General features: G+C 72.2%; 20 protein-coding genes. 13 read left to right on the top strand and 7 right to left on the bottom strand.

Going from position 1 to position 25149, the window contains the following annotated elements:
* Nucleotides 1–8: 8 nt before the first annotated feature.
* The 7 genes from ABZW11_RS34315 (at nt 9) to ABZW11_RS34285 (ending at nt 12449) form a co-directional block, all read left to right on the top strand.
* Entirely contained in the window at nt 9–911 is a 903-nt protein-coding gene (locus tag ABZW11_RS34315) for a hypothetical protein (protein WP_355426405.1), read from the top strand.
* Nucleotides 905–2068: a S8 family serine peptidase gene (locus ABZW11_RS34310; RefSeq protein WP_355426403.1), complete on the top strand. Its 1164-nt coding sequence runs from the start codon at nt 905–907 to the stop codon at nt 2066–2068. The genes ABZW11_RS34315 and ABZW11_RS34310 overlap by 7 nt, the downstream gene beginning before the upstream one ends.
* Before the next feature lie 57 nt (nt 2069–2125).
* Entirely contained in the window at nt 2126–2485 is a 360-nt protein-coding gene (locus ABZW11_RS34305; protein WP_355426400.1) for a hypothetical protein, read from the top strand.
* Nucleotides 2473–2787, top strand: coding sequence for an MGMT family protein (locus ABZW11_RS34300; RefSeq protein WP_355426398.1), 315 nt, complete (start codon nt 2473–2475; stop codon nt 2785–2787). The genes ABZW11_RS34305 and ABZW11_RS34300 overlap by 13 nt, the downstream gene beginning before the upstream one ends.
* A gap of 208 nt (nt 2788–2995) precedes the next feature.
* Nucleotides 2996–5743, top strand: a complete 2748-nt coding sequence (locus tag ABZW11_RS34295) for a CDP-glycerol glycerophosphotransferase family protein (RefSeq protein ID WP_355426395.1) — start codon at nt 2996–2998, stop codon at nt 5741–5743.
* Between the two features lie 251 nt (nt 5744–5994).
* Nucleotides 5995–9174 carry an ATP-dependent DNA helicase gene (locus ABZW11_RS34290; protein WP_355426392.1) on the top strand — a complete coding sequence of 1060 codons (3180 nt, stop codon included), beginning with the start codon at nt 5995–5997 and terminating at the stop codon, nt 9172–9174.
* On the top strand, nt 9168–12449 hold the full coding sequence (locus ABZW11_RS34285) for an ATP-dependent DNA helicase (RefSeq protein ID WP_355426389.1): 3282 nt from the start codon (nt 9168–9170) through the stop codon (nt 12447–12449). Before ABZW11_RS34290 ends, ABZW11_RS34285 begins: the two co-directional genes overlap by 7 nt.
* Here ABZW11_RS34285 and ABZW11_RS34280 read toward each other — a convergent pair.
* Genes ABZW11_RS34280 through ABZW11_RS34265 form a run of 4 tightly spaced genes read right to left on the bottom strand, consistent with a single transcriptional unit; the run spans nt 12409 to nt 17623 of the window.
* Entirely contained in the window at nt 12409–13482 is a 1074-nt protein-coding gene (locus ABZW11_RS34280) for a type III PLP-dependent enzyme (RefSeq protein WP_355426386.1), read from the bottom strand. The genes ABZW11_RS34285 and ABZW11_RS34280 overlap by 41 nt on opposite strands.
* Nucleotides 13479–15011, bottom strand: coding sequence for an IucA/IucC family protein (locus tag ABZW11_RS34275; RefSeq protein WP_355426384.1), 1533 nt, complete (start codon nt 15009–15011; stop codon nt 13479–13481). Before ABZW11_RS34275 ends, ABZW11_RS34280 begins: the two co-directional genes overlap by 4 nt.
* On the bottom strand, nt 15012–16487 hold the full coding sequence (locus tag ABZW11_RS34270; RefSeq protein WP_355426381.1) for an IucA/IucC family protein: 1476 nt from the start codon (nt 16485–16487) through the stop codon (nt 15012–15014).
* Nucleotides 16484–17623, bottom strand: a complete 1140-nt coding sequence (locus tag ABZW11_RS34265) for a siderophore biosynthesis protein (protein WP_355426378.1) — start codon at nt 17621–17623, stop codon at nt 16484–16486. The genes ABZW11_RS34270 and ABZW11_RS34265 overlap by 4 nt, the downstream gene beginning before the upstream one ends.
* A 214-nt stretch (nt 17624–17837) precedes the next feature.
* Here ABZW11_RS34265 and nudC point away from each other — a divergent pair, with 214 nt between their 5' ends.
* Nucleotides 17838–18740 carry an NAD(+) diphosphatase gene (gene nudC / locus ABZW11_RS34260; protein ID WP_355426376.1) on the top strand — a complete coding sequence of 301 codons (903 nt, stop codon included), beginning with the start codon at nt 17838–17840 and terminating at the stop codon, nt 18738–18740.
* 3 nt (nt 18741–18743) lie between these two features.
* Here nudC and ABZW11_RS34255 read toward each other — a convergent pair whose 3' ends face one another.
* Nucleotides 18744–18992, bottom strand: coding sequence for a mycoredoxin (locus ABZW11_RS34255; RefSeq protein ID WP_355426373.1), 249 nt, complete (start codon nt 18990–18992; stop codon nt 18744–18746).
* A 75-nt stretch (nt 18993–19067) separates the two neighbouring features.
* Nucleotides 19068–19925 (bottom strand): alpha/beta hydrolase, encoded by an 858-nt coding sequence (locus ABZW11_RS34250; protein WP_355426371.1) that lies wholly within the window; start codon nt 19923–19925, stop codon nt 19068–19070.
* A 189-nt stretch (nt 19926–20114) separates the two neighbouring features.
* Here ABZW11_RS34250 and ABZW11_RS34245 point away from each other — a divergent pair, with 189 nt between their 5' ends.
* From ABZW11_RS34245 to ABZW11_RS34225, 5 genes are all read left to right on the top strand, one after another.
* On the top strand, nt 20115–22163 hold the full coding sequence (locus ABZW11_RS34245; protein ID WP_355426368.1) for an ATP-dependent DNA helicase UvrD2: 2049 nt from the start codon (nt 20115–20117) through the stop codon (nt 22161–22163).
* A gap of 126 nt (nt 22164–22289) precedes the next feature.
* Nucleotides 22290–23159 (top strand): acyl-CoA thioesterase II, encoded by an 870-nt coding sequence (locus tag ABZW11_RS34240; protein WP_355426365.1) that lies wholly within the window; start codon nt 22290–22292, stop codon nt 23157–23159.
* Between the two features lie 113 nt (nt 23160–23272).
* A complete protein-coding gene (locus ABZW11_RS34235) occupies nt 23273–23536 on the top strand; it encodes a hypothetical protein (RefSeq protein ID WP_355426363.1) in 264 nt (87 codons plus the stop codon).
* A 129-nt stretch (nt 23537–23665) separates the two neighbouring features.
* Nucleotides 23666–23935: a WhiB family transcriptional regulator gene (locus tag ABZW11_RS34230; RefSeq protein ID WP_355426360.1), complete on the top strand. Its 270-nt coding sequence runs from the start codon at nt 23666–23668 to the stop codon at nt 23933–23935.
* A 65-nt stretch (nt 23936–24000) separates the two neighbouring features.
* On the top strand, nt 24001–24165 hold the full coding sequence (locus tag ABZW11_RS34225; protein ID WP_355426357.1) for a hypothetical protein: 165 nt from the start codon (nt 24001–24003) through the stop codon (nt 24163–24165).
* Between the two features lie 563 nt (nt 24166–24728).
* On the opposite strand, the gene ABZW11_RS34220 is transcribed toward ABZW11_RS34225, so the two are convergent.
* On the bottom strand, nt 24729–24935 hold the full coding sequence (locus tag ABZW11_RS34220) for a hypothetical protein (RefSeq protein WP_355426355.1): 207 nt from the start codon (nt 24933–24935) through the stop codon (nt 24729–24731).
* Nucleotides 24936–25149 lie beyond the last annotated feature (214 nt).

The following is a 25149-nucleotide window of genomic DNA, read 5'->3' as shown; positions in this document are numbered from 1 at the left end:
AGGCGGTGGTGAAGGCACGTAGGTCGACCACAGGGCTACCGCGCGCCGAGGGGGACGCCACACAGGGGCGGAGGAACCCGCTCGGCGCCACAACCGGCCGCCGCTCGCGCGTGCGCTCGTGGCCGGCGGCGGACTCACGCAAGCGCACGGCGGCCAGGCAACGCGCGGAAGAGGCCGAGCTCCAGCAGGGCGTCCGCTACCGCCGCGCCTTCGTGGTGCTGCTCGGCGCCATCATCGCCGTCTCGGCGCTCGTCGTCCTGCTCGGCACCGTCGGGCTGTTCACCGAGACGCGCTCGCGCCCGCTGACGTCCGCCGAGCAGAGCCGCTACCAGCAGGAGGAGATCGCCCGCCGCTGGCAGGCGTGGCCCGCCACGGGCGTCTTCCCTGAAGAGGTGCGCTACCTCGGGCTCGACCGCGCCCAGCAGTACGCCAGGCGCGTCGGCATCGCACCCGAGACCGAGTGCGGCAAGGGCGTCGACGCCTCCGTGGCCGGCGTGCTGCAGAACCACGGCTGCGTGACGCTGCTGCGGGCCACGTACATCGACCAGACCGCCACCTTCGTCTTCACGGTCGGCGTGGCCGTGCTCAAGGACGAGGAGTCGCGCGTGTCGGCCGGTGAGGAGCTCACCCAGGACGACCGCGTCGGCGTGCTGCCGGTCGCCTTTCCCGGCACCGTGACCGAGCGCTTCGGGCCCGACCAGCGCCAGCGGACGAGCTGGGTCGGCGCGGGCCCGTACATCGTGTTCTCGACGGGCGGCTACGCCGACGGGCGTACCAGGGCCGCGATCCCGCCGGAGGAGATCCTGCACAGCGAGCTGTGGCCGGCCGCCAAGTCCATCGGCAACCAGATCGCCTACTTCCTCGCGGACCCGCCCACGGTGCCGCCCTGCACCCAGGGGAACGTGTGCTGACCGTCGTACGCGCGCTGACCGCCGCCGTGCTCGCCTTCTCGGCTCCGGCCGCGGACCCGGTCAGGGAACAGCAGGCATGGGTGCTCGACGCGCTCAACGTCGAGCAGGCGTGGACGGTCACCAAGGGTGAGGGCGTCACTGTCGCCGTCGTGGACAGTGCCGTGGACACCGGCGTCAAAGAGCTGAAGGGCCGCGTCACCGCGGGTCCCGACATGACGTCGGGCTCGGTGCAGCGCGACCTGCCGCCGGGCCGGCACGGCACCGCCATGGCCGCCCTGATCGCCGGCTCGGGCAAGGGCGACGGCTTCGTCGGGGTCGCGCCGTCCGCGCGCATCCTGTCGCTGCCCATGGTCATCGACGACGAGCCGGGCGTCGCCGTCCCGCCGCTTGAGGACCAGCAGGGCAGGCCCGACGCGCAGAGCCCGCTGGCCCGCGCCCTGCGCTACGCCGCCGACCACGGGGCCCAGGTCGTCAGCATGTCCATCGGCTCGTACGGCCCGCTCAGGTCCGAGCGCGAGGCCGTCTCGTACGCGCTGAGCAAGGGAGTCGTCCTGGTCGCCGCCGTCGGCAACGACGGCCAGACCGCGTACGCCAAGGAGAAGGGCACCTCCTACTGGAGCTTCCCAGCCGGCTACCCGGGCGTCATCGGCGTGGCCGCCACCGACAAGCAGGGCAAGCGGGCCACGTTCAGCAGCGACAACCTGTCGGTGCTGGTGTCCGCGCCCGGCGTGGGCGTGCCCGTCGTCAAGCGCGGCAGCGGCTACGAGCTGTCCGAGGGCACCAGCTCGGCCGCCGCGCTCGTGGCTGGCGTGGCCGCGCTGCTCAAGGCGCGCTACCCGGCGCTCGCCCCCGAGCAGGTCGCGCAGGCCCTCGCGGCCAGCGCCAGGGGACGGCCCGCGGCCGGCTACGACGACGAGACCGGCTTCGGCGTGGTCGACGCCGCCGCCGCGCTCAACGCCGCCGAGCGGCTCGTCGGCGCCAAGCGCAGCGTCACGCCCGGCATGCAGCACTTCGGCCAGGGCGCCGACTCGCCCGTCCCGACCAGGCCGGGGTCCGACCCGGTCAGGCTGTGGCTGTACGGGGGCGGGGTGCTCGTGGCGCTCGTCATGTTCTGCGGCGCGATCGTCGTCCTCAATCAACGCAAGGAGCAGGCATAACGGCGAGTTCGTGAACAGGTTTCCGAGTCGGGAGAAGATCCGCTATGGTCCCCCGTCATGGGATACGAGCTGCGAGTGGTGCGTGAGTCGCCACTCGCCTTCGCCGAGCTGGCGAAGGCCATCGCGCCGGCCGGTTTCGAGCTGCACGGGTCCGACGAGATCGTGGCAGGCCACGCGGGCGCCAAGCACACCGTGGCCCGCTGGCAGGGCGAGGTCGTCGGCGAGCCCGGCTCCGACTGGCAGGTGGCCCAGCTCCTGCGCCTGTCCACCGCGCTCGGCGCCCGGCTCGTGGGCGAGGACGGCGAGGTCTACGGGCTGCGCGACGGCGTGATCGAGGTCGCCACCGGCGACAGCGCCGTCGAGATCGGCACGTTCGAAGAGATCATCGACGCGGGCCCGGCGGCGTGGAGCCCGTGAACCCGTTCGCCGAGCGGGTGCTCGACCTCGTCGAGCGCATCCCGCCCGGCAAGGTCATGTCCTACGGCGACATCGCCGAATATCTCGGCGAAGGCGGTCCACGCCAGGTCGGCAAGGTCATGTCCACCTGGGGCGGCGGCGTCCCGTGGTGGCGCGTCGTCCACGCCGACGGCTCAGGCGCGGCCCCTGACCACGTGCGACGCTGCCTGGCCCACTGGCGAGAGGAAGGCACCCCGCTGCGCGGCGAACGCGTGGACATGCGCCTCGCCCGCTGGGACGGGCGTTCAGCCGATTTTCAGTAACCCACCTGACCTGCGCTTTCGTCGAACAAGCGATTTCGTGACATGTGACTCCCATTACCATGGGCTGAACAGTGATGGCGGCCCGAAAGGCGGTGCCTCCCCTATGGCCACCGGCGTCACAGCCCGAAGCCAGGGCGGCGATTCGCTCGCCGACCGCCTGAAGGCTGTCCAGGATCTCTGCGATCGTGGCGAGCCTCTCGAAGCGGTCATGCGAGCGGTCGGCCCAGGCGGTCGCGACGCGGCGTTCGACAGCGAAGTGCTGAGCGGTCCCCTCGGGGGTCGCATCGACCTCGCGGTCAAGCGCGGCGCGGCGCGGCGGCGCGAGATGCTCGACCTCGTACGCCCCTACCTCGCGGGCGTCGAAGCGCAGGTCAAACGCGACCTCCCGGTGGCGCGCCGCGTCATCGTCCACCTCATCGAGACCCGCTCCGACGACGAGCTCGTCGAGGGCGAGACGCTGCTCAAGGTGGTCACCGCGGCGGCCGAGCCGTCCAAGCGCATCCGCAAGGGCCTGCGCTGGTACGCCGACCTGCCCTTCCGCGACGAGCTGCCCCCCGACCTCTACCGCCTGCGCCGCGCCGACCTGGTGCCGGTCACCCACATCGACGACATCGTCTGGGTCGACGGCAAGCTGCGGGTCAGCGGCTTCGCCTACCTGGCCGGCCTGTCGGTGCGCAGCCGCAGGTTCAACTGGGCGACCGTGGTGCTGCGCGGCCCGCGCTGGCTGCCGCCCATCCGCATGCGCACCCGCAGGGTCCTCGCCCCCGAGGCCACCCACGGCGCGCGCGAGCCGGGCTGCAACTACGACTGGTCCGGCTTCACCGCCGAGCTGAGCCCGTGGCCGCTGCGCTGGCGCGGAGCCGTGCGCGGCATGGTCCACGGAGTGCGGCGGCGCATGCGCCACCGTCCCGGCGTGCCCGACGCCACCACGTGGCGGGCCGAGATCGTGTTCTGGAGCCGTGGCGCGCGGGCCACGGGCCTGCTGCGCGGCTCCTCCATCGGCCGGCCCGAGCGGCCCGCCGGGCTCAAGCTCAAGCCGGGCTGGTGGGTGCGTCCCGTCTGGACGTCCGACCGCGCGCTGCAGGTCGTGCTCCAGCCCAACAGGGCCGAGCTGACCGGCGTGCGACTCGACGGCGAGCGACTAGAGCTGAAGATCTTCCTGCCCGGCCGCCAGGTCACCAAGGGCCACGCCAGGCTCGGCGGCCACCGCATCGCCGCCGACTTCACGCCGTCCGGCGACGGCACGCAGGTCGTGGTCGGCCTCGCGGTGCCCGCGCTGACGCAGGAGAAGGACGGCCGGCGCCTGTGGGTCGAGCCCAAGGGCGACCCGGCGGCCCCCGTCATGCTGGCCGACGCGGCCGAGGTCCGCACGCCCGTGGGCGACCGCGAGATCACCGTGCTGGGCGACCGCCGCGACCGCGTCGTGGTCTCCGCCCACCGCATCCGCCCGGTCATCACCTCGGCGGTCTGGGACGGCCCCGCGCTCGTCCTGCGCGGCCACTACCCCGACGCCGAGGGCCCCCGCACGCTGACCCTGCGCCACCGGTCGGGGCTGTCCTATCTGCTGCCGATGGAGCGCTCCGGCGCCGACTTCTCCGTACGCGTCGAGCCCGACACGATGGACCGGTTCGGCGAGGCGGTGCCGCTTTCTTCCGGCACGTGGAACATGTCGCTGCGCCACCCGTCCGGCGAGATCGTCCCGCTGCGCATGGACCACGCCGCGCTGCCCGGCCTCGACGAGGAGCCGCGCACGCTCGGCGGCCACGTCTACCGGATGATCTCCACCCGCTTCGACGTGCCGGTGATCACCGTCGAGGAGGACAGGCCGGCGGAAGAGCGCGGCGTCGCCGGCACCCATGTGCTGCGCCGCGTCTTCTACCCCGCCCAGCGCACCGAGCCGCTGCGCGAGAGCACCGTCTACGTCGTCAACGACGGCCGCCTCTACGCCGACAGCGTGCGCGCCGTCTACGAGGAGCGGCTGCGCAGGGGCGACGACCGCGAGCACGTCTGGATCGTCAAGGACGGCGCCTTCGTGCCGCCCGGCCCCGCCAAGGTCGTCCGCGCCGGCAGCCGCGAGCACCACGAGGCGCTGGCGAGGTCGCGCCACATCATCACCAACGCGTTCCTGCCCGCCTGGTTCCGCGCCCGCGAGGACCAGGTGGTCGTCCAGACCTGGCACGGCACGCCCGCCAAGCTCATCGGCGGCGACCAGGCCCACATGAAGCGCGACCCGAGGCCGCCGATCTGGCACCGCCAGGCGGCCGAGGTGCGCGGCTGGGACCTGCTGCTGTCGCAGTCGCCCTGGGCCACCCAGGTGCTGCGCAAGGCGTTCGGCTACAAGGGCGAGGTCCTCGAGAGCGGGCTGCCGCGCAACGACGTGCTCAACTCACCCGACCGCGAGGAGCGCGCGGCGGCGGTGCGGGCGCGGCTCGGTCTGGCCGAGGGCAAGCGGGTGGTGCTGTACGCGCCGACCTACCGCGACTACGACCGCAAGAACGCGATGGTCAAGCTCGACCTCGCCAAGGCCCGCGAGGCGCTGGGCGCCGACCACGAGATCCTCGTACGCGCCCACCCGATGCAGGCCATGCCCGCCGTCCCCGACATCGCCCGCGACGTCACGACATATCCGGACATCGCGGATCTGCTGCTGGTGGCCGACGTGCTGGTGACCGACTACTCCTCGGTCATGTTCGACTTCGCCGCCACCGGCAAGCCGATCGTCCTGTACGCCTACGACCGGGCCAAGTACGCCAACAAGCGCGGCCTCTACATCGACCTGCCCGAGCAGGCGCCGGGGCCGGTGCTGTCCACGTCGGCCGACGTCGTGGAGGCCCTGCGGTCGATCGACGCGGTCGCCGCCGCCAACGCCGACCGCTACGACGCCTTCCGTGCCACGTTCGCCCCGCGCGACGACGGCAAGGCGACGGCCCGCGTGGTCGACCACCTCTTCTCGTGACGTGACCCCATCCGGCCCGGGGCTCAGGTCCCGGGCCGTCTTCTTGCGCGTGGCGTTGACGCCGACGGCGAACACGGCGTCCGGCGTGTCACGAGAAAACCGGTATTTGCCTCGATACCGTAGGCGGATCGCTGAAGGAGACCGGGCAAGTCGGCACGATCTACCCCTGTGGTCTGGTGGAATCTAGTGCTGTGAGTGCTCAGACCTGGCGGTTGGTGCGGCGAGGCAGCGGGGGGCCCGATGTGCCTCCTGTGCTCGATGAGCACCAGCGTGCCGTGGTCGGCCACGAGGGCGGGCCGCTGCTCGTTCTCGCAGGTCCCGGCACCGGCAAGACCACCACCATCGTCGAGAGCGTGGTCGACCGCATCGAGCGGCGCGGCCTGGACCCCGAGCGCGTGCTCATCCTCACCTTCAGCCGCAAGGCCGCGGAAGAGCTGCGCAGGCGCGTCACCGGCCGGCTGCGCCGCACCACCCGCACCCCGCTCGCCCTGACCTTCCACTCCTACGCCTACGCGCTGCTGCGCCGCGAGTCGGTGCTGGCGGGCAAGGAGCCGCCGCGCCTGCTCACCGGCCCCGAGCAGCTGCTGGAGATCCGCCGGCTGCTCCACGGCGAGCTGGAGCAGGGCGCGCCGGGCTGGCCCGCCTCGCTGCGCGAGGCGCTCAAGACCCGCGGCTTCGCCGAGGAACTGCGAGACTTCCTCTCACGCGCCTACGAACGCGGCCTCGACCCCGAGCACCTCGTCGCGCTCGGCCGGCTGCACGGGCGCTCCGACTGGGTGGCGGCCGGCCGGTTCGCCGAGCGCTATCAGGACCGCTTCGACCTCGCCCCCGAGGAGACCTACGACTACGCCGAGCTCATCGGCGCCGCCTGCGCGCTGCTCGACCGGCCCGAGGTGCGCGAGCGCGAGCGGGCCGCCCACGATGCGGTCTTCGTGGACGAATACCAGGACACCGACCCGGCCCAGGAGCAGCTGCTCGCCCACCTGGCGGGCGACGGCCGCGACCTCGTGGTGGTGGGCGACCCCGACCAGTCGATCTACGGCTTCAGGGGCGCCGACGTCCAGGGCATCATGAAGTTCCCCGAGCGCTTCAGGACGCTCGACGGCCGCGAGGCGCCGGTGGTGGCGCTGCGGGTGTGCCGCAGGAGCGGCGCCGACCTGCTTGAGGCGTCCAGGCGGGTGGCGGCCAAGCTGCCGGTCGCCCCCGCGCCCGAGCACGACCAGCGCCACGGCCACCGCGACCTGGTGGCGCTGCCCGACGCCGACCCCGGCGACGTGCGCGTGCTGCTGGCCGACAGCACCAGCCAGGAGGCCGCGATCGTGGCCGACACGCTGCGCCGTGCCCACCTGATCGACGGCGTGCCGTGGCACCGCATGGCCGTGCTGGTCCGCTCGGCCAGGCGGCAGGTGCCGCTGCTGCGGCGGGCGCTGGTCAACGCCGGCGTGCCGACCATGATCGCCGGCGACGAGGTGCCGATCGCGCAGGAGCCCGGCGTGCGGCCGCTGCTCACGATGCTGCGGGTGGCGCTCGATCCGTCCCAGCTCGACGAGGCGGCGGCGGAGGAGCTGCTGACGGGCCCGCTCGGCGGCACCGACATGATCGGCGTACGCCGCCTGCGCCGCGCACTCAAGATCGCCGAGAACGAGGCGGTGACCGCCCTCACGAGCGACCCGACGGAGCCGGAAGAGGGGGACGACCCCGAAGAGGGGGAGGAGCCGCAAGGGCCGCTCAAGGCGCGGCCGTCCGGTGAGCTGCTGGTGGCCGCCGTCAAGGACGTGCGCGAGCTGACCCGCCTGGAGCCGCACGTCGCGCTGCCCGCAGAACGCGTCGCGAAGCTGCTGGCGGCGGCCCGCGAGGCGGCCGCGCAGGGTGGCACCGCCGAAGACCTGCTGTGGACGATCTGGCACGGCAGCGGCCTGGCCGAGCGGTGGAGCGAGCTGAGCCTCGGCGGCGGCCCGAGGGGGGCGCAGGCCGACCGTGACCTCGACGCGGCGGTGGCGCTGTTCGACCACGCGGCGAGGTTCGTCGACCGCATGCCGATGGCGGGCCCCGAGGTGTTCATCGACGACCTCGCGGCCCAGGAGATCCCGGGCGACACGCTGGCCGACCGGGCGCCCGACGGCGACGCCGTACGCGTGCTGACCGCCCACCGCTCCAAGGGCCTGGAGTGGGACGTCGTGGTGGTGGCGGGCGTCCAGGAGGGCGTCTGGCCCGACCTGCGGCTGCGCGGCTCCATGCTGGGCGTGGAGGACCTCGTGGAGGTGGTCGAGGGGGCCGAGCCCAACGCCGCCTCGCTGGCCTCGAAGCTGCTGGCGGAGGAGCGCAGGCTGTTCTACGTCGCCGTCACCAGGGCGAGGCGCAGGCTGGTGGTCACGGCGGTGGGCGGCGAGGACACCGACGAGCGGCCGTCCAGGTTCCTGACGGAGCTGATGCCGGGCGGGGTCGAGCCGGCCACGATGGACGACCGGTCACGCTGGCTCACCATGCAGGCCCTGGTGGCCGACCTGCGCAGCGCGGTCACCGACCCGGCCAAGCCCCGCACGATGCGCCGCAAGGCCGCCCAGCAGCTCGCCAGGCTGGCCGCGGCGGGCGTGCAAGGCGCCCACCCCAACGACTGGTACGCGCTCACCCCCATCTCCGACGACCGCCCCCTGAGCTGGCCCGGCGACGTCGTCAGCATCTCGCCGTCGGCGGTGGAGAGCTTCACCAAGTGCGGCCTGCGCTGGCTGCTGGAGACCGCGGTGGGCGCGGCCGGCACCAGCACGGCCCAGGGCCTCGGCAACGTCATCCACGCTCTCGCGGTGCTCGCGGCGACCGACCTGCCGAGCGAAGACCTGCTGGGCGACCGGCTCGACCAGATCTGGAACGAGCTCGACTTCGGCGGCGTCTGGTACAACCGCAAGCAGCGCCAGGTCGCCGAGCAGATGATCGGCAAGTTCCTGCGCTGGCACAAGGAGAACCCGCGCGAGCTGGTGGCCCTGGAGGAGGCGTTCACGGCGATGGTGTCGGAGGGCGTGCAGATCAAGGGCAGGGTCGACCGCGTCGAGCGCGACTCCGACAACCGCGCGGTGATCATCGACCTCAAGACCGGCGGCTCCAAGCCCAGGGCCGGCGACATCGACCGCCATCCTCAGCTCGGCGTCTACCAGCTCGCGGCGCTGCTCGGCGCGTTCGCCAGGCACGGCATGACCGAGCCCGGGGGAGCGGCGCTGGTGCAGCTCGGCAAGGCGGCGGGCAAGCACGACGCGGTCGAGCAGAAGCAGCAGCCGCTGTCCGACGACAAGGACCCTGGCTGGGCCAAAGACCTCGTCGACACGGTCGCGATCGGCATGTCGGGCCCGTTCTTCCAGGCGAAGGTCAACGACGGCTGCCGCACGTGCGCGGCCAGGGCGAGCTGCCCGGTCAACGACGGCGGGGGGCAGGTGTGCTGACCCCGGCCGAACTCGCCGGCAAGCTCGGCATCCTGCCGCCCACGCCCGAGCAGGCGGAGGTCATCGAGGCGCCGCTGGAGCCCATGGTGGTGATGGCGGGCGCGGGCTCGGGCAAGAGCGAGACCATGGCCGGCCGGGTGGTCTGGCTGGTCGCCAACGGCCTGGTCAAGCCCGAACACGTGCTGGGCCTGACGTTCACCCGCAAGGCCGCCGCCGAGCTGGCCACCCGCGTCAGAGAGCGGCTCAACGGTCTGGCCGAGGCCGGGCTGGTCGAGCCGGGCGCGCTCGACACCGAGCCGACGGTCTCCACCTACCACGCCTACGCCGCCCGCCTGGTCACCGACCACGCGCTGCGCGAAGGACTGGAGCCGACGATGCGCCTGGTCACCCCGGCCGTGTCGTGGCAGCTCGCCTCGCGGGTGGTGGCGATGTACGACGGGCCGATGGACAAGATCGAGCTGGGCCCGCCCTCGGTCACCGCTGCCCTGCTCGAGCTGGCCGGCGAACTGTCGGAGCATCTGCGCACGCCCGCTGACGTCCGCGAGATGGGGCGGTGGCTGGACGAGCGGCTGGCGGCGCTCCCGGGCCGTACGACGCTGGCGCAGCGCAGGCCGGTCGGCGTCCAGGCGGCGAGGGAGCAGCTGCTGCCGCTGGTGGAGGCGTACGAGCGGCTCAAACGCGCCCGCGAGGTGATCGACTACGGCGATCAGATGTCGCTGGCGGCCAGGATCGCCTCGCGGCACAAGGAGGTCGGCGAGATCGAGCGCTCCCGCTACGCGGTGGTGCTGCTCGACGAATACCAGGACACCAGCCACGCCCAGCTCGTGCTGCTGCGCTCGCTCTACGGCGGCGGCCATCCGGTGACGGCCGTGGGCGACCCGTGCCAGTCGATCTACGGCTGGCGCGGCGCGTCGTCGGGCAACCTGCGCCGCTTCCCCCGCGACTTCCGTACCGCGACGGGCGACCAGGCGCAGCTGCGCCGGCTCAGCGTGAGCTTCCGCAACGGCGACCGGGTGCTCGACGTCGCCGCCCGCGTGCAGCTGCCGCTGCGCATGGAGGCCCGCGAGGTGCCGGTCCTGGTGCCGGGGCCCAACCGCGTCGAACGGGGCCGGGTCACGTGCGCCTTCCACGAGACGGCCGAGGACGAGGCGAAGTGGATCGCCGACGGCATCGCGAAGCTGCTCGGCCAGGAGGTGGCGCCCGACGGCCTGCCGTGGGGCGAGAAGGAGCGCAAGAAGACGCTGCAGATCCAGCCGCAGGATGTCGCGATCCTCGCCCGCAAGCGCTCGCAGTTCCCCGCGCTGCGCAGGGCGCTGGAGGAGCGTGACATCCCGGTCGAGGTGGTGGGTCTCGGCGGCCTGCTGACCGTGCCCGAGGTGAGCGACATCGTCGCCACCCTGCGCGTCCTGTACGACGCCACCGCCGGCGACGCGCTGGCCCGGCTGCTGGCCGGTCCCCGCTGGCGCATCGGCCCCGCCGACCTGCGGGTGCTGGGTGAGCACGCGCGCACGCTGGCCCGCGAGCTGAGCGAGAGCGGGCGTGCCGACGACCCGCTCGACCAGGTGGTGGCCGACCTGGCGGAAGAGCGGGGCAGCCTGGTCGACGCGCTCGACGAGCTGCCCGATCGCGAGGAGTGGCTTGAGCCGTTCTCGCCGCCGGCCCGCACCAGGCTCGTCGCGCTCGCCCAGGAGCTGCGCCAGTTGCGGGCGCACACCGCGCAGCCGCTGCCCGACCTCATCACGGAGGTCGAGCGCAGGCTGGGGCTCGACATCGAGGTGGCGGCGCGCAGCGGCACGGCGGGGGCGTTCGCGGCGCGGGCCGACCTCGACGCGTTCATCGACGCGGCCTCCAGGTTCGCGGGCGACGCGGAGGACCCGACGCTGGGGGCGTTCCTCGCCTATCTGCAGGCGGCGGAGAGCGAGGAGTTCGGGCTCGAGGCGGGCCGGGTCGGTGAGAGCAACAGCGTCAAGCTGATGACCGTCCACGCGTCCAAGGGGCTGGAGTGGCCGGTCGTGGTGGTGCCTGGCCTGTCGCAGCTGGTCAGCTCGAAGGGGACGATCGCGACCGGCAGCATCTTCCCGGCCACCCCGGTGATGAACAGCCGCTGGACCGAAAATCCGCGCAAGCTGCCCTACCCGCTGCGCGGCGACGTGGCCGACCTGCCCAGGCTGGGCGGGCTGAGCAAGGAGGAGCTGGCCGCGTTCGACGAGCACTGCCGCGAGCGCGACCTGATGGAGGAGCGCAGGCTCGCCTACGTCGCGGTGACCCGCGCCCACTACCACCTCATCGCCTCCGGCTACCGCTGGGGCACCGCCACCAAGCCGCTGGAGCCGTCCGACTTCCTGCTGGAGATCCGCGACACCGCCGACCGGGTCGCGGTCTGGGCCGACGCGCCGGCCGAGGGCGCGGGCAACCCGCTGCTCGCCGAGCCCGCCGAGGCCACCTGGCCGGTCACGCCCGAGGGGCTGCGCTACGAGTCGGTGCTCGACGGCGCCCATCTGGTGGAGGACGCCCTGGCGGGCACGCTCGCCGACGAGGAGGGCGAGGCGCTCAAGCCGTACGAGGAGGAGCGGCTGCGCGCCTGGGAACGCGACACCGACCTGCTGCTGCGCGAGCGCGAGCTGCACCGCCGCCGCCCGGCGACCACGGTCGAGCTGCCGGCGAAGCTGACCGTGTCGTCACTGGTCACGCTGGCGGCAGACCCGCGCGAGCTGGCCCGCAGGATCCGCCGTCCCGTGCCGGTCAAGCCGGCGCCGCTGGCCAGGCGGGGCACCTCGTTCCACAAGTGGCTGGAGACCCGGTGGGACCAGCAGCGGCTGATCGACGACTTCGAGCTCTTCGACGAGGAGCCGGAGGAGGCCGACGTGCGCCTGGCGGAGCTGCAGGAGCGCTTCGAGGAGAGCGAGTGGGCCGACCGGCGGCCGATCGACCTGGAGATCCCGTTCGAGATGATGATCTCCGACCGGCTGGTGCGCGGGCGCATGGACGCCGTCTTCGAGCGGCCGGGGGGCGGCTACGAGGTCGTCGACTGGAAGACCGGCGCGCCACCTCGGGGCAAGAAGGCGCAGCGGGCGGCGTCGGTGCAGCTCGCGGCGTACCGGCTGGCCTGGGCGCACCTCGCGGAGGTGCCGCTGGATGAGGTGGGCGCGGCCTTCCACTACGTCCGCGACAACCGCACCGTACGCCCGATCGACCTGCTCGACGCCGACGGCCTGGTCGCGCTCATCGAGAAGGTCAGGACGTCAGATGGTGGAAGGCGGGCTTCGGGTGCATGAGGAAGTCGTGGTGGGAGATGTTCCAGGCGTAGGCGCCCGCCAAGGCGAAGACCACGGTGTCTCCCACCCGCACTGAAGTCCCTATATTTCGGGCGAAAACGTCTTTCGGGGTGCAGAGCTGGCCGACGACCGTGACCGGCTCGTCCGTCACCCCCGGCCCCGCGCCCGTCGGCAGCACCGCGAACGGCTGGTCGTGCCCCTTCGTGACCGGCGTCCGCAGGTGGTGGGTGCCGCCCAGCACCACCGCGTACGCCTGCCCGTGCACCCGCTTCACGTCCACCACCCTGGTCACGTAATAGCCGCAGTACGCGGTCAGCGCCCGCCCCGGCTCGACCCGCAGCAGCCGCCCCCGGCGCAGCGCGTCCAGCCCCGCCCCGTACGCGGCCCAGTCGAACCGCTCGTCGGGCGAGGCGTACGACACCGCCATCCCGCCCCCGAGATTGACCTCCTCGTACTCCCCGTCGCCCAGCAGCGCCTCCGCCAGCCCGAGCAGCTGTGGCGCGGAGAGGCCGCTGGCCAGGTGGGCGTGCAGGCCGCGCAGCCGTACGCGGTCGGTGAACAGCGGCAGGCACTCGGCCACGCCCGCCGCGTCCATCCCGAACGGCCCGCTCATCGTCAGCGCCGCCCCCTCGACCGGCAGCCCGGGGTTGAGCCTGAGCAGCACGTCGGCCTCCAGCCCCGTGTCCAGCAGGCGGCGCAGCTCGTTCGGCGACTCGACGTGCAGCCGGTGGTGCGGCAGCCGCAGCTCGGCGTCGGTCTTGCCGGGCCCGCCCAGCGCCACCGGCATGCCGGGGAACAGGCCGGTGACGTGCGCGTGCTCACCGGCCGACGACACCTCGAACCCGTCCACGTGGCCGGCCAGCACCCGCAGCAGCCCGGCGTCGGGGTTGGCCTTGACCGCGTAGTACAGCTCAGTGGCCCCCAGAGCTCGCCGTACGGCCGCGACGTGCGCGTCCAGGGCCGGCAGGTCATAGACGTAGGCGGGGAGTCCGGGGAGGCGTACGGCGGCCTCCTGGACGCGCGGGGCGATCATGCGAGCGGGTTCGCGATCGGCACGTACCCGGCCGTCCTGTCGGCGGCCCTGGCCCAGCGCACGCCCAGGTTCGCCTTGGCCGGCAGCGGCGCGCCCGCGAGCAGGTCCGACAGCCCGAGCGGCCGGCGCAGCGCGTCCGCCTGCCGGTCGATCAGGTCGCGGGCCTCCCGCCACAACGCGCGCAGCAGGGCGTCGTCGGGTCCTGCGAGCGTCGCGGCGATCTCGGTCAGGTGGTTGACGAGCAGGCAGTAGACCACGCGCGCCCAGCCGCGCTCGGCGTCGTAGGTGAGCGCGCGGGCCACCTCGGGGTGCGGCCCGGCCAGGTCGTGGCGGCCCTCGACGAGCTTGGCGCCCTCCAGGTCACGGAAGACGGCCTCGACAGGGATGCCGTCCGCGTCCAGGCCGACCAGCACGTTCTGCAGGTGGGGCTCCAGCACCACGCCGTACGTGAAGTACAGGTCGAGTACGGGCGGCACGACCACCCCCACGTACGCCCGCCACCAGCCCAGCGGATCGGGCGGCTGCTCGTCCAGGGCCAGGGCGGCGGCCGGCACCGGGGTCACGCCGGGGGAGCAGACCGCCCACGGGCTGTGCCGCACGATCACGCCGAGGCCCTCCCGCAGCCGGGTGCCGAGCGCGGCGGAGCGGTAGCCGGGCTCGGGCAGCCAGCGGGTGCCGGGGTGCTTCACCGCCACCGCGTCGAAGATCGGCACGAGCCGCCTGGTGAGCTCGACCGCGCCGGCCAGCTCGTACCAGGCGTTCTTGCGCACGCAGTTGGTGATCCTGACATCCAGGGAGAACTTCAGGCAGACCTCATGCGAAGGGGCGTACACGGTCCGTACCGACGACGTGGGCGCCACCACGGGACCGGGACCGAGGTCGATCAGCTCGCCGCCGAGCGCGGGACGCAGCAATTCGAGCTGCCACGGATGCGCGGGCAGCACCCGGTAGCCGGGCGGCGCCTCGCCCAGCGCGTCCAGCACCGAGGGGTCGCCGCCCTCGTCCAGCACGTCATCGCGCACCCCCAGGAGCCTGACGGGGAACTCGGCGTGCGCCTCGGGCGCGTAGCGCAGCCAGCCGTCGCCGCCGCGCGCCTTGGGGCTCGGGTGGAACGGGTGCCCATACACCAGGGCCTGCTCCGAGGCCAGCCACGGGTCGGCCGGCGGCACCGCCTCGACCCTGGCCCGCAGGATCGCCTCCATCGCGGCCCTGCTGGCCGCCACCTGCCCGGCGAACTCGGCGTTCCTGCCCCCCAGCTCGGTCTCCACCAACGTCACCAGCTCGTCGCTCGACAGCGGCCGCCAGGCGCCGGACTCCAGCCGCTCGGGCGGGCCGTCGAAGCGCAGCGCCGCGCCCCCGTGCGTTCGGGCCCGCAGCAGCACCCCCGCCACCCGCAGCAGCACGTACGGCGGCGCCGGCCACACCAGCCCGCGCGGCCCGGCCACCTCCCGCACGCAGCAGCGCAGCAGGGCCGCCAGCGTCGCCTCCTCGGCCGGGCCGCAGGGCGCCTCGATGGCCAGTCCGTGCATTCAAGCTCTCCTCAGGTAGTTGGGCCCGCTGGTGCCGTAGAACTTGTTGATGTCGCGCGCGCCCGACCGCTCCTTGGCCACGAGCGTCCCCGCGGTGACCATGGACTTGCCGGTCAGCCTGGCCGCGTCGAGCGTCCGCGCCCGCAGCAGCCTGGCCATGGGGTCGTCGTCGTACTCGTCGAGCGCCTCGGCCAGCGTGTCGCGCAGCAGTGCCGCCGCCTCCGCGTGCGGCAGCGCGCCGAAGACCACCGACGCGGCGGCCAGGTGCAGCGTGATCGTGACGAACACGTCGGCGAGCGCGTGGGGGTCGTCGTTGAGCAGGCGCTCGTCGGCGAAGTCCGGCACCTCGACGCCGCTCGCCCGCAGCCGGGACGGCGAGGCGAGCAGGCCGTCGTTGTCCTTGACCAGCAGCCGCATCCGGCCGTCGGGGGCGAAGAGCAGGGCGAGGTTCTGCTGGTGCGCCTCAAGGGCGACGCCGTGCCGCACGAACAGCCGGACGTTCCAGCGCAGCAGCAGCCGCAGGTAGGCGGGCAGCACGTCGCCCAGCTCGGCGAGCACTCCGGGCGCGTTGAGCGCCGCCACCGGGACGATCCTCCCCTCGGGCAGCCGCCTGACCATCCAGGCCAGGTACTCGTCCCCGGTCTCGGCGTAGGTCTGCTCGTCGGCCAGCACGACGTCCGGCCCGGCCAGCTCGCGCAGCAGCAGCTCCGCCCTGGCGCCGTCGGCCAGCGTGCCGGGCTTGAGCGAGCGGCGGTTCCTGACGCCGAGGGTGCTGACGGGGATGGGCAGCTTGAGGTGCAGGCGGGGGGAGACCCCGACCGTCCGCATGGACAAGGTGGGACGTACGGTGACCGCCGCCGCGTCCAGCACCCGTACCCCGTCGATCCGCCGCACTTCGGCCACCGCCAGCGGATGCACGGGAAACAGCACCTCGCCCGCGAAAGGCGCCACCTCAGCGGGCAGCTCCGCCGAGCCGGGCGCGAGCAGCTCACGCGGCACCACCGCCCACCGCAGCTCGAACGAGGGCCCGAACTCCGGCGCGTACGCCCGCAGCTCCGCCTCCGACAGCCCCACCCGCGCCCGCGACGTCGGATAGACCGGATGGTCGAGGAACGCGGCCAGCGTCTCGTAGGACGGCCCCGACCGCAGCACCTCATGGGCGACCTCGTCGTGCAGCTCCAGCGCGCCCAGCGCCGCCAGGCACTCCTCGAAGAACGCCGCCACCCCACCCGCGTCGGCCGGATCGGCGACCTCCGCAAGCGTCTCCAGCACCTGCTCAAGGCCCAGCGACTCGTCCTGGGCCACCTCGAAGTCCTGGAACAGCAGCCCGGGCCGCAGCCGCACCCACCGCCCGTCGGCCAGCGTCAGCCCGACGCCGTCCCTGGTCCTGGTGACACGGGAGGCGAGCCCGCCGTAGTCCTCGCGCAGCAGGGCGTTGAGCACCCGGGCGGCCAGGTACGCCTCCCTGGAGCTCATTCCACCACCCACGGCCGGGCCGCGCGGAAGGCGGCGACGGCCGCGTCCACCGCCTGCCTGGAGGGCCCGACGGCCCGTACGACGCCCAGGTAGTCGCGGTTGGTGCGGGTGAGGGTGACGACGTCGCCGGCGGAGCGCAGCGGCCGGTGCCAGAGGCGTACGCCGCCGTCGGTCACGGACTCGTGGCCGGGCGCCTCTTTGATCACGCCCGGCCGGTCCGCGACGACGCTGACCGCGCAGGCGTGCGCCGTGGTCGCCGGGACGCCGGGCACGCGCTCGCCGAGGTGCACCCGCAGGATCCACTCGAACAGCGGCACCCCGAGCACGTCGGCGAGCAGGAAGTCGCAGTGGTCGCCGATCACCCGGTAGTTCACCTCGATGATCCGCGGACCCGAGGGGGTCAGCACGTACTCGGTGTGGCACGCCCCGAACCCCACGCCCAGCGCCCGCAGCGCGGCCAGCACGTGCGCGTGGGAGTCGTCCGGCGCCGCCCAGTCGAGCCGCTCCTCCACGAAGTACGGCAGCGCCCCCAGCGTCGTCTCGAACCCGCCGAGCACCCGCGGCCCGCCCTCGTCGCCGAGCGTCTCCAGCGTGCGCACCGGCCCTTCGAGGTACTCCTCCACCACCAGCGCCTCGCCCGGCCGCCGTCTCCTGACGCCCGCCACCGCGGCGGCGAGATCATCCGTCACGAGCATGACGTCCTCGCTGGCCACCCCCTCCCGCGGCTTCACCACCACCGGGTACGGCACCCGCTCGGGCACCGGGTCACCGGGCCCCAGCCGCAGCGAGAAGACCTCCTCGACCCCGGCCGCCGCGAGCGCCCGCCGCGTCAGGAACTTGTTCTTGGCCGCCGCGCACGCCCGCCAGTCCTTGCCGGGCAGCCCGAAGTAGGCGGCGGCGAGCGCGGTCTCGGTCTGCAGGTGGTCGGAGTTGGAGAAGACGGCGTCGGGCCTGCCGAGGTGCTCGATCGCGTCGATGAGGGCCCGGGGGTCGCGTACGTCGCAGCGCACCGCGTCCGGATGCTGCTCGGGGCGGTCGGTGAGGATCGTCACCGAGCAGCCGAGCGCCCGCGCCGCGGGCAGGAAGCCGTCCGTCACGGAGTCGGTCGGTTTGAGCGCGGTCAGGTAGAGCCGCAACGCGAAGGCACCCCCGGGGATCAGGTAAGGCTAACCTAACTCGTCGATCTTAGCCCGGGAGAGATCACCACGGGGTGCCGATTGTGTAATCGCCGGCTAACTGCGAGGTCATAGGATGACAGAGGACTTGGGGAGGGGGCGGCCAGTGCGGACCGCGGAAGAAAAGCTCATCGGACCACTGCTTCTCGCTCGGGGGACCACCGACAGATCATCGGTGCTGCGCGCCGACGACGGGTGGCTGGAACAGGCGTGGTCCGACCCTGCGACGAGGGTGCTGGTCATCGACAACGGCCACACGCTGGTGCGGCGCGCGGGTGACGAGGTGCACGCGGTGCTGCTCACGCCGGCCGAGGCGCCGCCCGGGCCGCGCTACCTCCTGGGCGTCGACGACGGCGCCGCCTACTTCGCGGTGGCCGCGCCACTGCCGGGGCTGCCCGCCGGCGACGTCAACGGCCGGCTCACCACTCCGATGGGGCTGCGCGACACGCCGGAGGGCCGTCCCGTCGCGGCCGGGCTGCGCCAGGTCGGCGGGCTGCTCGGCGACCGCGACGCGGGCCTGCTCGTGCACGCCGTGGCGCTGGAGGCCTGGCACTCCACCCACGAGTTCTGCCCGCGCTGCGGCACCCGCACGACCATGCAGGCGGGCGGTCACATCAGGGTCTGCCCCAGCGACGGCAGCCAGCACTTCCCGCGGGTCGATCCCGCCGTCATCATGCTGATCCGCGACCCCGACGACCGCTGCCTGCTGGCCCGCGGCCCGCAGTGGCCCGAGGGGCGGCTGTCGATCCTCGCCGGGTTCGTCGAGCCGGGGGAGTCGCTGGAGGCGGCGGTCATCCGCGAGGTGGCGGAAGAGGTCGGCATCGCCGTCGCCAACCCGCGCTATCTCGGCAGCCAGCCCTGGCCGTTCCCGCGCAGCCTCATGCTCGGCTTCTTCGCCGAGGCCACCACGACCACGCTCACCCCCGACGCCGACGAGATCGCCGAGGCGCACTGGTATTCGAGGTCAGAGCTGCTCCGCGCCCTCGACTCCGGCGAGCTGCGCCTGCCGCCGCCCGTGTCGATCGCCCGCCGCCTGATCGAGACCTGGTACGGCGGCGAGCTGATCGGCGACTGGTGACCGTCAGGCCGCTCCCAGCAGGGCCTTGACCTCCATGGCCGAGGGGTTCGTCCGCACGACGCGCCCCTTGGGGGTCTCGATGACCACGGTCGGCACCACCTGGTTGCCGTTGTTGACGCTCTCCACGAACTCGGCGGCCGCCTGGTCGCGTTCGATGTCGACGTCCTTGAAAGCGATGCCCTCGCGGGTGAGCTGGGCCTTGAGCCGCTTGCAGGGGCCGCACCACGTAGTGCTGTAGACCGTGAGCGCCATCTGGGAGATCCCTCCAACGTCAGGAAATCAAGCGATCCGTGCAACAACCTGCGACGTCCGCTTAATCCCGGATTCCTACCCGATGCGCTCCGCGATCCATGCCTGCACCCGCTCCGCCACACCCGGCTCCCGATAGAGCGGCGAGCTGTGGTTGGTGCCCGGCGCCGTCAGCACCGTCACCGGCACGCCCACCTGGCCGAGCATCTGCTTGAGCAGCTGGCTCTGCACCGGCGGCACGAACTCGTCCTCCGAGTGCACGGTCAGCATCGGCGCGTCCTTGCGGCTGGCGTGCCAGGCCACCTCCATGCTGGCCCAGACCCGCGAGCACTTGCCCTTGGGCGCGCAACCGCCGGCCAGCTTGATCGCCGCCGTACGCAGCCTGCGCTTGTTCGGGTCGGGCGACTTGGCCCCGTCGGAGTACGCGCGCAGCGGCGAGATGATCGGCGACAGCCCGACCACGCCCTTGAGCCCGTTGATGCCGTCACCGTACGTGCCGACCGCCGCCGCGATGTGCCCACCCGCGGAGAACCCGACCAGCACGTAGTTCTTCGGGTCGAACGCCCACTTGTCGGCGTGCTTGCGCGCGAGCGCGATGGCCGCCAGCGCGTCGCTGCGCTGCGCCGGCCACGCCGCGTCACTGGACAGCCGGTAGTTGAGGTTGAAGACCGTGTAGCCCATCTCGGCGTAGCCGCGGACGATCTCCTTCATGTACTTCTTGTCGCCGCTGGACCACCAGCCGCCGTGGATGAGGAAGACGCCGGGCCGCTGCTGGCCGTCGGGCGTCCACCACACGTCCATGCTCTGGCGCTGGTGCGAGCCGTAGCGAACGGTCTCGACCGATAACCCGCCGAGGCCCTGTGAGTCGAGGGGGTTGTGCACCGTCGGCAGCGGGGTGGGATCGCCAGAGGCGCTCGCGGCGACAGGTGTGAGCACAACGGCAGCGAGCGCGAGGGCGCTCACGCAAACCGCAGTTCGCACGGCCTTCCTTTCCCCCATGCACATGGTCGGCCCCATTGTGGGGGAAGAGACCATCCTTTTGCATCTCGGTGACGACGAACATACGCCGGGGCGCATGTTGCCAGAATAAAGCGTGGCACCGCCAGCGGCTGGGAGGATTCAGGGGTGAACAACGCGGATGACGTACTGATCGGGCTCGACCCCGAGCAGCGTGCCGTCGCCGAGGCGGTGCGCGGGCCGGTGTGCGTGCTCGCAGGTGCGGGAACGGGTAAGACCAGGGCGATCACCCACCGCATCGCGTACGCGGTCCGCAGCGGCGTCATCGACGCGCAGAGCGTGCTGGCTGTGACATTCACCACTAGGGCGGCCGGCGAGCTGCGCCAGCGGCTGCGCGCGCTCGGCGCGCCCGGCGTACAGGCCCGCACGTTCCACGCCGCGGCGCTGCGCCAGCTCACCTACTTCTGGCCGCGCGTCATCGGCGGCGCGGCGCCGTCGGTCATCGAGTCGAAGCTGCCGGTGCTCGGCGAGGCGTGCCGCCGGCTGCGCAGGAACGTCGAGCGCGCCGAGCTGCGCGACATCGCCTCCGAGGTCGAGTGGGCCAAGGTCACCCAGATCGGCCCTGAGGACTACGTCGCGGCCGCGGCGAAATACCACCGCACGCCACCGATCACGCCGGCCGAGCTGGCCGACGTCTACGACGCCTACGAGCAGATCAGGCGCGAGCGTCACCTGGTCGACTTCGAGACGATCCTCGAGCTCACCGCCGCCGTGATGACCGAGCACCAGGAGGTCGCGGCGCAGATCCGCCAGCAATACCGCTACTTCGTGGTCGACGAGTACCAAGACGTCAACCCGCTGCAGAAGCTGCTGCTCGACACCTGGCTCGGCGGGCGCGACGACCTGTGCGTGGTCGGCGACCCCAACCAGACCATCTACTCCTTCACCGGCGCCAGCCCCCGCTACCTCACGAACTTCGCCGTCGACCATCCCGGCGCGGCCGTCATCAAGCTCGTCCGCGACTACCGCTCCACCCCGCAGGTCGTCGACCTCGCCAACCTCGTCATCGCCAAGGGCAAGTCGCCCCACCGCTTGGAGCTGGTCGCGCAGCGCCCCGACGGCCCCAAGCCCGCCTTCAAGGAATACGACGACGAGCCGGCCGAGGCCGCCGACGTCGCCAGGTCGATCAGGAAGCTCATCGACAAGGGCGTGCCGTCGCGCGAGATCGCCGTGCTGTTCCGGGTCAACTCGCAGTCCGAGGCGTACGAGGAGGCGCTGGCCAAGGCCGAGATCCCCTACGTGCTGCGCGGCGCCGAGCGCTTCTTCGAGCGTCCCGAGGTCCGCCAGGCCGTCGTGCTGCTGCGCGGCGCGGCCCGCTCCGCCGCGGGCGAGCCGCTGGCCTCCGAGGTCCACCACATCCTGGGCGGCATCGGCCTGACCCCCTCGCCGCCCGGCGGCGGCAAGGCCAGGGAGAAGTGGGAGTCGCTCAAGGCGCTGGCCGACCTCGCCGAGGACATGGCGGCCGAGGGCGCCGACCTGCCGGCGTTCGTCACCGAGCTCGAACGCCGCGCCTCCGAGCAGCACGCGCCGCCCGTCGAGGGCGTCACCCTCGCCTCGCTCCACGCCGCCAAGGGCCTGGAGTGGGACGCCGTCTTCCTCGTCGGCGTCACCGACGGCATGCTGCCGATCATCTACGCCGAGAGCCCCGAGCAGATCGAGGAAGAACGCCGTCTCCTCTACGTCGGCATCACCCGCGCCAGGGAGCACCTGTCGATCTCGTGGGCGGCGGCCAGGGCGCCGGGTGGCCGGAAGAGCCGCCGGCCGTCCCGCTTCCTCGACGGCCTGACCGGCCGCGCGCCCGCCGCGCCGCGCGTGGCGCAGTCCGCCCGCGCCGAGCGCCGCCAGGTGGCCGCGCCGGTCAACTGCCGGGTGTGCGCCAAGACGCTGACCGCCGCGACCGAGCAGAAGCTCGGCCGCTGTGCCACCTGCCCCGCCGACTACGACGAGGCGCTGCTCGAGCGTCTCAAGGCGTGGCGCACGGCCACCGCCAAGGAGACCAAGGTCCCGCCGTACGTCATCTTCACCGACGTCACGCTGCAGGCCATCGCGGAGCGGGCGCCGGCGACCGAGCAGGAGCTGCTGGCGATCGCGGGCGTCGGCAAGGTCAAGATCGACCGGTACGGCGAGGCCGTCCTCGCTCTCTGCCGCGCCTCCTGACACCGCCGTAACGGGGACGCAACGCAAAGACGACATCATTCCGGCTGAACCGGGCCCGGCATTCGCCCCGGTACGGGCGGCACGTCACACTTGTCGCAGGACCGGAACATCCAAGGGGGACGACACGTGAACGAGGCGCTGAAAGAGCTGCTGGACCTGCTCGACCTCGAGCAGATCGAGCTCGACATCTTCCGCGGCAGGAGCCCGGAGGAGCGCATCCAGCGGGTCTTCGGCGGTCAGGTGGCGGCCCAGGCACTGGTGGCGGCCGGACGTACCGTGCCCAAGGACCGCAACGTGCACTCCCTGCACGCCTACTTCATCCGTCCTGGCGACCCCTCGATCCCGATCGTCTACAACGTCGAGCGGCTGCGCGACGGACGCTCGTTCACCACCCGCCGCATCGTCGCCGTCCAGCACGGCAAGGCGATCTTCACGATGTCGGCGTCGTTCCACGTCGCCGAGGAGGGCGTCGCGCACCAGGCGTCCGTGCTGCCCCAGGTGCCCGACCCTGAGACGCTGCCGACGTTCCAGGACCGCATGTTCGAGATCGTCGGCGACCACCCCGAGCTGCGCGACTGGGCGTCGCGGCCCCGCCCTGTCGACGCCCGCTACGCCTCGCCGCTCACCTGGGAGGCGCACCTCGACCCCGCGCTGCGCAGCGCGCAGACGAACGTGTGGTTCCGCTACGACGCCGAGCTGCCCGACGACCCGCTGCTGCACGTCGTGCTGGCCGCGTACGCCTCCGACTTCACGCTCGTCGACACCATCCTGCTCGCGCACGGCATGGCGTGGGGCGCCTCCGACATCATGGGGGCCTCGCTCGACCACGCCATGTGGTTCCACGCCCCGTTCAGGGCCGACGACTGGCTGCTCTATGCTCAGGAGTCTCCCTGGTCCGCCGGGGCCAGGGGACTGGCCCGGGGCGAGATGTTCACCGCGTCTGGACAGCTCGTGGTCTCGGTCGTACAAGAGGCCATGATCCGCCGGACGAAGTGACGAAATCGCAGGTAGAAAATATGTTGCCCCTTCCCGGCAATCCGGTTTAGGGTCTTGGTCAAGCGAGTCGGACGGTCTAGTTCCGACGATCCCGAGAGTGGAGGTGAATCCCAGTGATCAGCATCAAGATGTCTGCCACGCCGTGGTTCACCTCCGCGTGCCGTGACTCGGTGGCGCTGCTTGCCGCTGCCGCCAAGCTCCGGCAGGAGAAGTCTGCCCGTCGTCAGGCCGCCGCCTTCATCGCGCGAGCTCACTCCGGTGTGGCCGCGGAAGGTGCCCCTGTCTATGCGGGACGTATCGAACTGCCGGCCAACCAGCTCACCAAGGGTGGACTGTGCGGTCCGCAACCCTGGCGGGATGCTCCGGTCATAACCTGACCGGCTTACAGCAGCCCCCAGGCCGCGGATCCACAGACAGGATCCGCGGCCTTCTTGTTTGTCCGTGATCTCTGACCACCTACGAGGTGCCCGACCAAGATCAAAAAGATCGATCAAAAGGAGAAGCAGATGGGGGCGAAGACGATCATGGACCTGATCGACGAAGCCAAGATCCCCTGTCGTACCGACCCTGACCTGTGGTTCGCCGAGTCGCCGGAGGACGTCGAGTTCGCCAAGGCACTCTGCGGCGGCTGCCCGATCCAGAAGGCCTGCCTGGAGCGCGCGCTCGAGCGCGAAGAGCCCTGGGGCGTCTGGGGCGGGGAGCTCATCCTCAGGGGAACGATCGTTCCCCGCAAGCGTCCGCGCGGGCGTCCCCGCAAGCACCCGGTCGCTGCCTGAAACCCCGCACCAACCGAAAGAGAGAAGAAACGATCATGAGGACCCAGCCGACGAGGAGTCTGCTAGTGCCGGATCTCATCCATGACCTGGTGAATGACCGAATACAAACCCTCCATCGTGAGGCCGCTGAGCAGCGCGTCATCCTGCGCGCCCAGCGCGTGGAGCGCGCGCGACGCGGCGTCACGCGCGCCAACGAGCGCCTCCGCAGGGTATTGAGCCGCGAGTTCTGACCGGCAGGTCCTGCCGCCGGCGCAGGATCTCCCACCGGAACTTGTGAATGAAGAGAGCCGGGCGCACAGCCAAGCGCCCGGCTCTCCCCTTTTGTCTACACCGCCACCCACCCGACCCGACCCCTCAACCCACCCAGCCCGACCCCTCAACCCACCCCACCACCATCACCGGTCACGTCTCCACGCACCGGTCACAGAACTCCTTGCCACCGCCACCGAACCCCCAGGGCCACCCCTGAGGGCTGACCGATGCGTGCGCACACTCCTCTGTGTGCGCATCTCCGACAGCAGGCCATTGCTCAAGCGACCACCGCTGCCAAACACCGCCGCACCCCCACCGAGCACTTGCCCCCACGGCGATCGGCGACCACATCCCCCGATTCACCGCGGCACGACACCTGTGCACCAGAACCACAAGCCCGAGATTCATGGCAAGGAGCGATCAGCGGCCGATCACAGTCCCGCGTCCCGACTGCAACCATGCACGACGACGGACCATTCACCATCGCGAATCGCTCACTGCCATGCCCACTCACCGAAACTCCCGGCCCAGCCACCTGAGCTCAAGGAGCAGTGCAACCCACCAGGGGAAGCTCAGCGGGAAGCCCCGGAGCCGTCGGATCCACGAGGGTGGTGACCTCGCCGACCCCGGCCGTCACGCATTCGAGCAGGGCGACCGGATCGACGACGGCGTTCGCAGCAGGAGCGCCCACGAGCAACCCCATGCCGGCGAGGACAGCGGCGCCGAACAGGCGCACGAAACGGTGCATTGGTGCCTCCCAACGGAGAGTAACTTTTAGCTCTCGTATGATTGCACAGAGTAATGGCTTCTCAAGCCACCCCACCTCAGCCCCGCAAGCACACGGCACCAACCCCCGCCCTCATATGGCGGGATGTGTCCCCGCAATCAACCACCCCAGCCCCGCCCCGAGCCCAGAGTCTTTGCCAACAGAACTCGGAGCGCCCCCACCAAGAGGCAAACCA

The organism is Nonomuraea sp. NPDC004580 (assembly GCF_040609855.1).
Classification (GTDB): domain Bacteria; phylum Actinomycetota; class Actinomycetes; order Streptosporangiales; family Streptosporangiaceae; genus Nonomuraea; species Nonomuraea salmonea.
This window is presented reverse-complemented; position numbering and strand designations above follow the sequence as displayed.